Here is a 13,289-nt window from a genome sequence, read left to right as displayed (position 1 = left end):
GGGGCGCCGCCCCCGCGGTCTATTTCCGGGTCACGAGGCGGTTCAGCTCGCTGCCCTTGCGCTGCAGGTCCTTCTTCAGCAGCCGCAACGCCTCGGTGAGCGCCTCCCGGTACTCCGGGGTGCACGAGGCCTTGCCTGCGACGGCGTCCTGGAGCCGCTTGAGCACGGCCTTGTGGTAGTCCTTGCCGTGCGGCCCCTGGTGCCCCTCGACCGCGACGATGTTCTCGGGGCTGTTCAGGGTCAGGTCGGACTGCCCCGGAACGCTCGCGCCGTCGAAGATCTCCTCGAACTGGGGCTTGAACTCCTGGTCCTTGTTCGAGGCGACGTGGTGCTTCTGCGTCTTGTCCTTGATGACCTGGATCTCGCCGCCGGCGTCCAGGTACGTCTGGACGGCGTCGTCATCCAGCTCCTGCCGCTTCTCCTTGTCCCGGCGGCACTGGTCCATCCAGCGGTTCGAAGGCTGGGGAGCCGTTTTGCGCCCTGCGCCGGGACGCTCTGCGGAACCGGGGCCGGTTCGCTTGTCCCCGCCACCGGTCGAGGTCTTGGGCTTCCCCTCCTGCGTGTCCTTCGGGACGGCGGGCACGAACTTCCCGCCCACTTCCCTGCCCTGGATGTACTCGACCTCGGGGTCGGGCTCCGTCCGCGGGGGCCGAACGGCCGGCGTCGCCGGTGGCGGAGCGGGCGGGGGCGGTGGCCCGGGCGGCGTCACGGGTGGCGCGGGCGCCGGGGTGCCGGGCGCGCTGGGCTGCTTCTCACCGAGCATGGACAAGCCGACGCCCAGAGCGACCACCCCGACGAGCAGCGCCGCCAGTACCTTTCCCGGAACGGTCGGGGCCTTCGCGGCAGCGGGCCCGCCCGCCCGGAGTACGGCCGCAGCCGCCCTCGCCGCCGCCGCGAACTTCCCGCCCTCGTCGACCAGCCGCCCGTCCGGATCGTGGTAGCGCACCGGTCCGCACCGCGCGTACGCGTAACGGCACGGGCCGTCCGTCAGGCCTGCGGGGTCGCAGCTCGCCCAACGGCCCAGCCAGGGGGCGTAGTAGCGGGCGCCGAAGTAGGACAGTCCGGTCTCGTCGTCGCGTTCCTTGCCGGTGTGGCGGTAGCGCTTGAGGCCGGTCTCGGCGGCGGTGCGACCGGTCTGGAAGGCGGTCGTCCCGTAGGGGTGGTACTCCTCGTGGCCCACCAGGGCGCCGTTCTCGTCGAGTTCGACGCAGCTGGACTGCTGGTGGTCGGCGAACTCGTAGCGGATGGCGGGCCGGCCGGCGGGGAGCGTGGCCGTCTCGACGAGGGCCACGCGTGCGCCGTCGTCGCCGATGTGCAGCGTCTCGCGGTTCAGGGTCGTGCCGCCCGTGCCGTACTCGCGGTAGAGCTCGAAGCCGCCCAGGTAGCGGCGCTCGTTCTTGAGGGCGCCGGCCGCGGTGACGGTCACCTTGCGGACCCGTTCACCGGCGCAGTCGTAGACGTAGTACGTCGTCTCGGGCGTGCCCTCGTCGACCACCTGCCGGGCGGTGGCGGCCAGTCGGTCGCGGTGGTCCCAGCGCATCAGCGGCAGGTGCGGCATGCGGGTCGTGTTGCCGTGCGCGTCGTGGGCGTACCGGGCTCCGTAGCCGCCCTCCGTCGCGTAGTCGGGCAGACCGCCGGTCTCGCCGGGCAGGCTGGTGGCGAGCAGCCGGTTGCTGTCGAGGGCGTACTGGTGGTGGCGCCGCCACAGGGTGGGGCCCGGGGCCTCGACGTCGGCGCCCTCGTGGTGGGCGAGGTGCATGAGGTTGCCGACCGCGTCGTACCGGTAGCGCTCGACGTAGCCGCGCAGGCCCTGGAGGTCGTTCGGGTGGACGCGGGCGCCGGTGAAGGGGTGGTCCCGGCGGCTGCCGTCGGGCGGGTCGGGCAGGAAGCCGGTCTGGCCGGTGTGCTCGCGGCCGCTCGCGGCGACGAGCCGGTAGAGCGCGTCGTGGGTGTGGTCGCGGGCGGCGGACACGCCGGCGATCGTGGCGAGCGCGGCGTCCTCGATGCGGGTGATGTTGCCGACCGGGTCGTAGGTGTAGCGGAGGTCCTGCACCACGGACGCGTGCGCGAACAGCAGCGAGGCGGTGGTGTCGGGGTCGGCCGGCCGGGTCGTGCGTACTCCGGTGAGGCGGAAGGTGAACGGGTCGTAGGTGTACGCGCTGCGGGCGCCGTTGCCGTAGGCGACGCGGGTGCGCCGGCCGTGGGCGTCGTAGTCGACGTCGGTGACGAACGCGGTGGCCTGCGACGCACCCCGTAGCCGCACCTCCACGCGCTCGGGCAACCCCGCCTCGTTGTAGCCCCACCGCGTGACGCTGCCGTCGGGGGCGGTGGCCTCGACCGGGCGGTCGAGGGCGTCGTACGCGATGCTCGTCGTCAGCTCCGGGCCCGGTTCGAGCCGGGGCTCGGCGGCCTCGGCGATCCGGTCCGGGTCGGTCAGGGAGCCGACCGCGGACCAGTCCGGTGTGCCGGCGTGGTCGCGGGCGAAGCGGCGGGCGGTGGCGAGCGGGTTGCCCTTGAAGTCGTAGCGCTCGCTGGTCGTGACTCCGGCGCCGTCGTAGACGCGGAAGGCCCGGCCGCGCAGGTTCCGGTCCGGGTCGGGGTGCACCTCGCCGTACACCCGGTGCTCGACCAGCACCTCGGGCGCCGCCGGGGACGCGGGGTCGCGCGGGGCTCCGGAGAGGGTCGTGTCACCGGTCGCGGTGACGTACGTGCCGACGGGGCGGCGCAGGGCGTCGTAGGTCGTGCGGGTACGAGATCCCCGGCCGTTCCAGGTGAACAGGGGTCCGTCCGCCGCATCCCGCAGGGCCCAGTGGACTCCGGAGTCCGGGCCGTGCTCGAACAGCGCCCGCCCGGTCAGGTCGTATCCGGGGCTGAACCCGCGCGGCGCCAGGTTCTGCGGGTCGTCTAGGGGGTGCGCGCCGGGCGGCAGGGGCGGGACGGCGTGTTGCAGCACCCGGTTGCCGCGGGGGTCCTGGATCCAGAGGGAATGGCCCTCCACGTCGAGTCGGGTGAAGGTGACGTGCTTCTCGTCGACGCCGTCGGCCCTGTTGTGGGCGATGGTCACGGCGGTATGCCCGAGGCTGTCGAGCAGGGCCAGTCCCGGCGTGCCGGCGTGGGCGGCGGCCTGGCGGGCCGCACGGCGCTCGGCGGGCAGGGCGGAGGTGCTCATCCGCGCGTACCAGCCGTTGCCCGGTTCCAGGACGGTGTCGTTCGGGTCGTGGTCGGTGACGTGCCAGGGCGAGAACTCGACGCGGTGGTGGCTGCCGTCGGGGAAGTCCGTGCGGATCAGCCGCCCGATCGCGTCGTAGAAGTACAGCGGGGTGACGCCGTGCTCGCCCTGCTCCTCGAAGCGGTGGCCGCTCTCGGGCGGACTGAAGTACGGCTCGTAGCGCTTGACCGGGTTCCCCTTGTTGTTGACGACGGTCTTGCCGTCGGCCACCCAGCGCAGCGGGCCGGCCGGCTCCTCGGGTTCGGCCTGGACCTTGGTGACCAGGGCGTTGCCGAGGCCGTCCGCGTAGAGGAAGGCGGCCCGCAGGGGGCTTTCGGCCGACTCGTGGGCGTGTTGTTCGCGGCTCAGCGCGGCCGTGCAGGGCGGGTGCCGGGCCCAGACGGCCTCGCCCTCGTCGAGCTCCTCGCCGAAGTGGAACAGCCACCTCTGGCTCGCGCCGAGGAGCAGCGGGCGGGCGCGCGCCGGGTCGTAGTCGTCGGTGACGAAGAAGGCGGTGAGGGCCGCGGGTTCGGGGTTGAGCGCGGTCGTGTCCAGGCCGGTGAGGTGGTCGCCGGTGCCGTCCTTGCCGCTGCGTGCGATCGCGGCCGGAAGGCCGAGGGCGTCGAAGCGGACCTCGGTGTCGTTGCCGTTGATGTCGCGGATCCTGCGGGGGGCCATGACCCGGTAGTCGTGGGCGAGCACCTCGGTGCGGTTGCCGAGGGGGTCGCTGCTCGCCTTGAGGAAGAGCCCGTACGGGTCGTGTGCGAGGCGGGTGGTGCTGCCGAACGCGTCGGTCCACCGGGCGGGCAGGAAGAACCGCCGCGGTGCGTCGGGGTCGTACTCCGCGCCTCCCGAGCAGCGCCAGTACCGGCCGGCGGCGTCCTCGCCGAGGAGCCGGACGGCGGCCGGTCCCGCGAGGTGGCCGCTGACGGTCCGGTCCGCCGCGGCGGCCTCGACGTCGGGGGCCGCCTTGTCGCCCAGGACCGTCCTCAGCATCGCGTCGGTCCAGGCGAGGGTGTACGTCCCGTACGGCAGGGCGCGGGCGGTCAGGGCGCCCAGGGGCAGCGGCGCGGTGAGCGTCTCGTCGTAGTAGAGCGAGCGGACGAGTTCCAGGAGCCGCTTCTGCGGTGTCGTTCGGTCGGGCAGCCGGTGGTGGTCGAGCTCGGCCACAGGTGTCCCGCCGGTCTGGTACCGCTCGGCGAGCCGGAAGCGGCACAGCCCGGCGAGGGTGATCCATCGCCCGTCGCCGGCCGGTCCGGGGCCGACCCCGGTCAGTTCGTACGTGCGCGTCTCGCAGAGCAGCGGGAGGCGGTGCCGGTCGGGATCGGGCGGGACGGGGCCGGTGGTGCGGCTCTCGGTGTAGACGGCGTGGAGCTCGCCCTGGACGGAGGCGACGAGGGTCTCGGTGCCGGGCGGCAGGAGGGGGTCGGGGAGGGGGGCCGGCCGGCTGCGGGGATAGGCGACGGCGACGGACTGGAGGATGTTTCCGTAGGGGTCGACGGTGACGTTGAGGGTGTGGACGATCCGCGGATCGGGCTCGGGGGCGGATTCCCCTGCACGCAGGTCGAGTTCGTAGTGGTGGGCGACGGTCTCGCTCTCGAAGGTGTGGAAGACGGCGTGCCGCTGGCCGGCGCGGGGCTGGAGGAGGCGGATGCGGTGGGCGTGTGATGTGGCCGCGAGGATGCGGACCGGGGCCCTGGACTGTGCGCCGTCCGCCGCTGCGGTGAGGTCGAGTTCGTACGCCTCCTCGCGCAGGAGGGCTCCGCTGAACGCCCGTACGGCTTCGCGGTGTTCGGCGGGGTCGAGCGGCAAGGCGCCGAGGTCGGGACCCGGCGGCGCGTACTCGTCGGACGCGCGGAAGTATTCCTGCCGGAACGGGTGCAGCAGGTCCCTGCCCTCGACGGGCATCCCGGTGTGGTGCCAGGTGACCGTGCGGACGAGCGGCTGGTGGAGCCGGTGGTCGGCGGTGACGTACGGGCTGTCCGCGTGGGCCGCCGCGAACGTGCCGTAGTCCTCGACGTCGGTCCGCTCCACGCGGGCGAAGCCGCGGAACTCGCGCTCCGTCCCGTCGAAACAGCCGTGGTGATAGCTGTAGCGGCTGGTGAAGGTCGTGCCGCGCCACTTGTCGCGGGCGGTCGTCCGCTCGACGACATGGACGGGGAAGGGCAGTTTCGTCGCCCAGGGCGTGCCCGCCAGCCGGTCGCGCAGGGCGAAGGCGGTGGAGGGCGCGTAGGCGATCTCGGTCTCCGCGCCGAGGTTGTTGCGCACCCGGGTGAGGAGATGGGGCTTCACCCCGCCCATCAGGTCGAGGTAGCGCAGCGGGCGGCGGGTGTCCGCCGGCAGGGGCGACGACCACACCAGGCAGGCCGTGCCGTTGCCCAGCAGGTCGAGGGCGAGGACGTCGGTGAGGGTGTCCGCCGGGGGCAGGGCCGGCAGCGCAACGGGCGGCGCGAAGTCGTTGCCGGACCGGTTGAAGTGGATCCGCGCGCCGTCGGGGTGGAGGTGGAGCAGGTCGGTGGTGCCGGAGCCGTCGACGTCGGCGAGGAGGATGCGCCGCTGGTCGAAGCGGTCGGGGTGGTCGCAGGGGGCGCCGGCCATCACGATCTTCGGACCGAAGCGGCCGTGTCCCAGATTCGGCCAGTAGCAGACCTCGCCGTTGCGGATGCGGACGAGGTCCGCGAGGCCGTCCCCGCTCATGTCGGCCAGGTGGACCGCTTGCCCGGCGTCGGCGAAGACGAGCACGGGGCCGCGCTCCTCGTCCCGGGGGCGGGCCTCGCGCCGCTCGGGCCCGAAGCCGTCCTCGCCCAGCGAGGGGTGCCAGACGAGGGCGTCGTCCTCGGTGACCAGGACGTCGGCGAGTCCGTCGCCGTCGAGGTCGACGAAGCGCAGGTTGGGGTCGTTCCAGTCGCGGACGGGCAGGGAGACGAACGGGGTGAACGGCTCCCACGTCCCGTCGGCGGCCTGCTCCTGGAACCCGGGGTCGGGCCCGGTGAAGCGGACCAGGTCGGGTCGTCCGTCGCCCGCGAGGTCGAGGAACCGGGCCCCGGTGGCGAGGGCGAGCGAGGGGCGGTCCGGGACGGCCTCGGCCGGCGCGAACCGGGCGTGGGGGTACGGGGCTCGGGGGGACGGGGCTCGGGCGGGACGGGTGCCCCGGGTGGCGGCGAGCGGGCTGAGGTTGCGCTTGTAGAACCACCCGCCGCCCTGTTCGGTGAGGATGCCGGGCAGTCCCTCGCCGTCCAGGTCGACCCATTGGTAGTGGTCGCCGTCCAGCCCCGTGGGCAGCCCGTCCAGGCTCTCGTCGTCGAGCTCGCGCAGGGTGTGGTCGACGACCGGCGCCGAGTAGCCGAACTCGACCGGGGGCAGCGAGCGGGAGCGGTAGCCGCCCCTGTCGCGCTGGAAGCCTCGATGGGTGACCGCCGTGAGGGTCGCGTGCACCCCGTACGCGTAGCGGAGGTCCGTCGAACGCACGAGACAGCCGGCGCCGACCTCCGGCTCGTCGGGGAAGTGATGGAACATCAGAAGGCGTCGGCACAGACGGTGGGTCCGCACCTCGAAGCCGGAACGGAAGGACGAGAACGGGTCGGGGCGGGCGGCCCAGGCACCGGCGTCCTGCGGGGTCGGAGCGGCCGGGTCGTGCTCGCCGTAGTCGAGGACGAGCTCGAAGTGCCATGGGCCGGCTCCGGGCAGCGGCCGCAGGCCGGGGGTGGGGGTGGGGTCGGTGCCGGGGGCGGGGTCGGTGCCGGGGGCGAGGGACGACGGCCAGGGTGTCCGGTTGCCGTAGCGGATCCGCTTGAGGTAGCGGTTGGCGGTGCGCTGCCGGTGCCGTTCGTGGCCGGCGGTCGTCTCCACGCCCTCGCCGTCCTCGGCCCGGTATTCGTACGCGATGAGATTGCCCCGGTCGTCGTGGCGCTCGCAGATGAGCCAGCTGAACACGCGCGAGGGGTCGGCCGGGTCGGCGATCCGGGACTCGGGGGTGCGCCCGTACCACGTGGTGACGTCATCGCGGGAGATCGAGCGCCAGAAGACGTCGGTCGGGTCCTGGGTGTGCGTCCAGCGCTCGATGCGGGCGAAGAGGCCCTCGACGCGGGGCCGGTAGCTCCGGACGCGGTAGCGGGCGCCGCCGATGGTGCGGGGCGGCAGCTCGTCGGGCACCCACCGGTCGCCTTCGGGGACCAGGACGGGCACGAGGTCCTCGGCGCCCGACAGGAGGAACACGTCGGAGTCGGCCGCGTCGTCGTACCGGGGCACGCCCTTGTCGGTCTTGCGGGTGACCGCGGGAAGGCCGAGGCCCCAGCCGAGCCCGAAGGGGCCGTTGCCCGCGCCCGAGTCGTAACCGAGCACCAGGTCCGGTCCGAAGCCCGACCGCCCGGGGGTGGCCGCGATCGGCACGGTCATGGCACCGGCGCCGGTCGACGGATGGGCCGCGAACTTCTCGCCGATGCCCTTGATCGCTCCGCCGCCCTTCGGCAGGCTCACGGCGGGCGGGTGATGCGGGGCTGGTGGATGGGCGGGTGCGGCAGGGGTTGCGGCAGCGGGAGCGGGTGCGCTCGTCGTGCCGGGCCCGCCGCCGGCTGCGCTCGTCGCGGATTCGCTGCTGACGGCCACCACAACCCCCACACGATCACCGGCCCAGGTGTACGGAAGCTAATACACCGATCCTTTCTGCCGTATGCGCGACATACACCCCGTTCGAAGCACTCCCCGGTCCCGTGCGCCGAAGTGCGCCGCGCGCGCCCCGCACCACGGTGCGGAGGGCGCAGGGGCATCGCCCCTCCGCCCTCCGCTCTCCGCTTCCTCGGCGTGTTACCGCCCGGCGGCTGCCGAGGGGCGGTAGAGGGCCCGCAGCTCCTCTTCCAGGAGCTTGACCTCGTCCGGCCTCGGGCGGCTCTTGGGCGCGAACAGGCCGTCCTGCTCCCAGCGTTCCGGGTCCAGGCTCAGGGCCGAGACGTTGAGCCAGCCCCGCGAGCGGATCTCCTCGAGGCGCTCGGGAAGGGCGTCCTCGAGGGCGAGGTAGAAGATGACGTGGGCCAGTTCCTCGATGCGCTCCAGACCGTCGCGCACGCTCGTGAGCACCGCGCCGAAGGGGGGTACCTCCTCACCCGGCAGGTTCTGCTCGAAGAGCCGGGCGAGCGTGGGCAGGTCGTCGTAGTAGTCGATGTAGTCGAACGCGAAGACGCCGCGATAGCTGCGCGCCCAGGCCTGGAAGAGGTTCATGACGGTGCCCTGGGTCGCCACCGCGTGCGCGCCGAGCGCGCTGAGCGTGGTGCTCGCCGACTCGTCCAGGAAGGTCTTCCCGTAGAACTGCGGGTCGGAGAAGGCCCATCCGACGTAGTAGTCCCAGATCGTCTTCAGCGACATGATCACGGCGTTGTCGTGGAAGGCGTAGGAGCCCTGGATGTTCATGGTCAGGCCCTCGGCGAGCGAGAGGAACCAGCGGTTGGCGTACCGCACGAAGCCCTCGTCGAAGGACTGCTCCACGTCCCGGCCGACCATCTCGGTCACGAAGCTGTTGGCGTAGCCGATCAGGTTCGACCCCACGGAGTAGTAGGGGTCGGCGAAGACGGCGGCGTCGCCGACGCACGCCCAGCGGTCCTGTGAGAAGACCTGCTGGGAGGAGTGGCTGTAGTTCTTCAGCACGCGGAAGTCGAGGACCGGCAGCTCGCGGATGGCGGGGTCGAAGCCCGGAACGCGCTCCGCGACGAAGTCGACGGCCTTCTCGATCCGGTTGAACTTGGTGACCGGGTGGAGGTCGTCGGACACGACGATGCCGACGCTGGTGTGGTCGGGGGCCAGCGGGATGGCCCACACCCAGCCGCCTTCGAACATGAAGTGGTTGGTGGAGTGCCAGCGCGGTTCGGTGATGCGGTCGTGCCATCCGGAGTGCTCGGCGCCGACCGCCCGGTCGGTGTCCAGCCGGCCTTCGAGCCGGAACCAGACCGAGTTGTGGGGCTTGGGGTACCGCTTGGTGAGGTCGAGCTTGCGCTGCAGCAGCCGGTGCCGGCCCGTGGCATCGACGACCCATCGGCAGGTGACGCCGGTCGTCTGCGCGCCGTCGTCCTCGACGGCCTGGTAGGTCACCCGGTGCGGGGCGCCCCGCTCGCCGAGTTCGATGTCGAGCACCTTGACGCCCTGCGTCAGCTCGGCGCCGGCGTCCGTCACCACCACCCGCAGGTGCTCCTCCAGGGAGCCTCGGTTGAGCTGGTAGGACTTTGCGGGGAGGAAGCGGTTGACACCGAACTCGGCTTCCTCGTGGAGGCCCGAGCCGCCGCCGTAGAAGTACCGGAGCCCCAGCTTCTCCAGGTGCTCTTCCTCCAGGTAGTCGCGCAGGCCGACGACGTCGGAGAAGTAGTACGCCCCCACCTCGACCGAGGACTCGCCGACCTTGAACGCGGACAGCGGGATCGGTGAGCGCTCGCGCTCGCAGACGAGGACGGAGAGCTCGGGCTGCGCGTCCTTCAGCTGCTTGGCCAGGCAGAGCCCGGCCAGGCCACCGCCCGCGATGACCACGTCGTAGTCGACACCGCCGAACACGGAGTCAGTACCGCTGTGCCTGCTCACTTCGTACCCACCTTGTCGTTCTGTCGGTCCTCGATGACGAGGGCGAGGCTGCGGATGGTCCGGTCCGTGTAGGGGTCCGAGACCTCGAGCTGGACCCCGAGCCGCCGCTCCACGCGGGAGAGCAGGTCCATCACGCTGAGGGAGTCCCCGCCGAGGTCCAGGAAGTCGTCGTCCAGACCGATGGGCAGGGGTGCGAACAGCTCCTGCCAGATCTCCAGGAGCACGGCCTCGACTGCCGTCGTCGGCTGCGCGCCGGGCGCGCCCCGGCCGGCGGCGGTCGCGTAGAGGGCCACCAGGGCCGCGTCGTCGACCTTGCCGTTGCCGGTGAGCGGCACGGCGTCGACCGGGATGATCGCCGAGGGGACCATGAACTCCGGCAGGTTCTCCTGTGCCGTGGCGCGCAGCCGATCGACGTCCTGACCGGTGGCCCCCTGGACGAAGGCGATCAGGAGCGGCGTCCCGGAGTCGGTGACGTGGCGCAGCAGGTGGACGTGGCCGACCGCGACGTCCTGCGAGAGGACCTGGGCCACGTGGCCCAACTCGACCCGACGGCCCCGGATCTTCACCTGGCCGTCCCGGCGCTCGATGAATTCGAGGTCGCCGTTCGCGTGTCGGCGGACGATGTCCCCGGTGCGGTAGACGCGCCTCCCGGCGGCCGGGGGCGAGGCCGGCGTGCAGAACCGCTTCGCGGTCAGCTCCGGATCGCCCAGGTAGCCCCGGGCCAGGCCCGCCCCGGCCAGGTGGAGCTCGCCGATTCCGCCCGGTCCCACGGGCGCGCCGTCCTCGTCCAGGACGAACGCCTCGGTGTGCTCGATCGGCTTGCCGATGAGCACGCGCTCGTCGGTGGCCGCGAGGCGGTGGACGGTGGAGCAGACCGCATTCTCGGAGGGGCCGTACTCGTTGTGGAGGTGAACGTCCGGGAGACGCAGGAAATGCTGCTGGGTCAGGCTCGCCGTGAACCATTCGCCGGCGATCGTGACGCACCGCAGGGATGTCACCCGCTGGGCTTCCATGCCTTCCAGGAGGCGTTTGTACAGCATGGGGGTGATCAGGAAATGGGTGACTCCGTGGTGCTCCATCAGACCGGTCAGATAATGCCGGTCGGTGATGCGGTCCCGGCGCGGCAGGAGAAGACGCGCACCGGAGGTGAGCGCGCTGAACGTATCCACCACAGCGCTGTCGAAGGACGGCCTCGGAATGGCCAGGGTCACGTCTTCCGGACCGAAGCCGTAATAGGAATTGCGCCACGTCACCGTGTTGACGATCGCGCGGTGTTCGACGGCCACCCCTTTGGGGGTCCCGGTCGTTCCCGAGGTGTACATGACGTAGGCGAGGTCGGACGGCGTGGCCACCGGCTCGGGGTCGCAGTCCGGTGTGGCGAGGGCGCGGGCCATGACGTCCATGACGAAGAGCTCGCCGTCGAAGAACATCGCGCCGGCGGCCGCTGACGACTCGATCACCATGGCCCGGGGTGCCACGTCCTCGACGATCCGCTGGGTCACGCCGGGCGGGTTGTCCGGGTCCAGGGGGACGTAGGCACCGCCGGCCTTGAGGGCGGCCAGTACGGCGACGATCACGTCCGGCGGATGCCGGACCAGGACCGCCACCCGGTCGTCGGGGCGGACCCCTCCGGCCTCCCGGAGGTGGTGTGCCAGCCTGTTCGCCCGGCGGTTCAGCTCGCCGTAGCTCAAGAATTCACCCTCGAATTCCAGGGCGACATGATCCGGCAGCTTCCTGGCGCATTCCTCGAAGAGGGCCGTCAGGGTCTTCGGATCGTCACGGCTCATCAGCAAAACGCCCCCTGCCGAATTCTGGTTAATTCTCGACCGGAATGAGCCTAGCCACCGCCGATAGAAGGGCCCTCTACGCACGCTCGAGCGCACACGGCCACGCACGGATACGCGCGGATTCACATGGATTCACAGGGATTCCATGGATTCGCAACGTTGCGGACGGCCGTGCGCGCCGGGACGGGGCGCCGGTGCGTCAGGTTTCGCGCACCGGCAGGTACTCCTGGGCGTCGAGGCCGAACGTCCAGGCCACCCCCTGCCGCGCGGTGCGCGTGTCCGGCGGCACCCGCAGCCAGTACGTGCGGCTCGTACCGTCCGGTTCCGGCGTGGAGTTGACCACCTCCACCATCACCACGTCCTCGTCGCCCGTCAGCGGTATCCGCCACAGGACGCCCGCCTCGTCCCGGTGCACCGGCTCGGCGTCCGATTCGGTGAGGTAGCGCTCGTAGCCGTAGTGCTCCAGCATCACCCGGCGCAGCTCCGCGTTGTCCTCCTGCCGGATGCGCTCGGGCGTCAGCGCGTCCAGCCCGGTCAGGACGTCCGCGGGCACGGGCATCCCGCGCCACGCGTACAGCGCGAAGCCGTCCGGGAAGGCGAGGGCGGGCCCGTCCCCGCGGTCCAGGCGGCCCGCCTCGTCCCGGTGCAGCTCCACCGGGCGTTCGCACACCACGGCCAGCCGCTCGTACGGCCACCACCAGCCCGCCGCCCGGGCCACCGCGGCGAGCCCCTCCAGCGCGGTGCCCTCCCCCGTGTCGAACGCGCACAGCCAGGCCCCGTCGTGCTGGCCCAGCACGGCGTCCAGGAGCAGCAGCCGGACCTCCGCCTCCTGCGCGGCGTCCTGCGCCAGTTCCTCGACGAGCCCGGCGCGGATGCGGTCGGCCAGCCGCTCGGTGTTCTCCCACAGCCGGGCGCCCGTCAGGGCCCATCTCCTGGCCCAGCCCCGGGGTCCCAGCCGCTCGTGCAAGCGGGCGCGCTCCGCCGCCCACGGGGCGCTGCGGACCTGCTCGCGCACGCTCCGCCCCCGTGCGCCCGTCCCCCACGGGCCGTCCGGATCGGCCAGCAGGTCCATCGCGGCCCGCGGCGAATCCGCCCACACGATCCGCTCGGGTGCAGGAAGTCCCGCCTCGAGGTAGGCGCCACGCACACCCGCCTCTGCCGCGGCGCGGTCCGCGGGCCCGGTCGCCGGTCGCCGCCACGACGGCCCGCCACGCGTCCACCGTGCGCGCTGCGCCCGCCCCTTCCGGCGCCTCCGCCACTTCCGGCGCTTCCGGTACTTCCGCCGCTTCCGGCGCCTCCCGTACTTCCGCCGCTTCCCGTACGGCCGTCGCTTCCGACACGTCCGTCGCTTCCATGTCCGGCCCCTCCGCCCCGCCCGCCTGCTCCGTCACCGCGTCCCCTCCGCTGCTCAGTCCGCCACGATCCGCACCGAGCCCGGCACGTACTCCCGCTGGCGCACCACCCGGTACCAGCCCTTCGGCAGCGGTATCGCGGCGTGCTCCTCGTGCACCACCCGTCCCCCGTCGGGCAGATGGAGCAGGAGGGGCGCCAACGGCCCCGGCTCCCGCACCAGACGGCCCGGCCCCAGCACGGCGTGCGCGTGCCCGGTCACCTCGCCCAGCGCCAGGACGAGCCGCCCGCGCCCGTCCCGCGGCTCCGAGGGCGCGTCCGCGGCGTGCCCCGGCACCGCCGACTCCGCGAGCGGCACGATGAGCACATCCCCCTGCCGGTACATG

Annotated in this window: 5 protein-coding genes; all 5 read right to left on the bottom strand. The window is 72.6% G+C overall.

The annotated features are described in order from the left end of the window. Window positions 1-19: 19 nt before the first annotated feature. On the bottom strand, window positions 20-7,684 hold the full coding sequence (locus AB0D44_RS09980; protein ID WP_362587181.1) for a SpvB/TcaC N-terminal domain-containing protein: 7,665 nt from the start codon (window positions 7,682-7,684) through the stop codon (window positions 20-22). Between the two features lie 327 nt (window positions 7,685-8,011). Beyond that, complete coding sequence (locus AB0D44_RS09975) at window positions 8,012-9,766, bottom strand: tryptophan 7-halogenase (RefSeq protein ID WP_362587178.1); 1,755 nt, start codon at window positions 9,764-9,766, stop codon at window positions 8,012-8,014. Continuing rightward, window positions 9,763-11,553 carry an amino acid adenylation domain-containing protein gene (locus AB0D44_RS09970; RefSeq protein WP_362587175.1) on the bottom strand — a complete coding sequence of 597 codons (1,791 nt, stop codon included), beginning with the start codon at window positions 11,551-11,553 and terminating at the stop codon, window positions 9,763-9,765. Before AB0D44_RS09970 ends, AB0D44_RS09975 begins: the two co-directional genes overlap by 4 nt. A 199-nt stretch (window positions 11,554-11,752) precedes the next feature. Then, on the bottom strand, window positions 11,753-12,700 hold the full coding sequence (locus AB0D44_RS09965; RefSeq protein ID WP_362587172.1) for a DUF6745 domain-containing protein: 948 nt from the start codon (window positions 12,698-12,700) through the stop codon (window positions 11,753-11,755). Window positions 12,701-12,961: 261 nt separating this feature from the next. After that, window positions 12,962-13,288, bottom strand: coding sequence for a hypothetical protein (locus AB0D44_RS09960; protein WP_362587169.1), 327 nt, complete (start codon window positions 13,286-13,288; stop codon window positions 12,962-12,964). Between the last annotated feature and the right edge of the window lies 1 nt (window position 13,289).

Source organism: Streptomyces sp. NPDC048349 (assembly GCF_040651925.1).
GTDB lineage: Bacteria > Actinomycetota > Actinomycetes > Streptomycetales > Streptomycetaceae > Streptomyces.
Note: the sequence above shows the minus strand (reverse complement) of the source record. Positions and strands in the feature narration are given on the sequence as shown.

Excerpts from the sequence above, each read along its gene's own strand:
- AB0D44_RS09970 (WP_362587175.1), bottom strand. The coding sequence starts at position 11,553 with ATGAGCCGTGACGATCCGAAGACCCTGACGGCCCTCTTCGAGGAATGC.
- AB0D44_RS09960 (WP_362587169.1), bottom strand. The coding sequence starts at position 13,288 with ATGTACCGGCAGGGGGATGTGCTCATCGTGCCGCTCGCGGAGTCGGCG.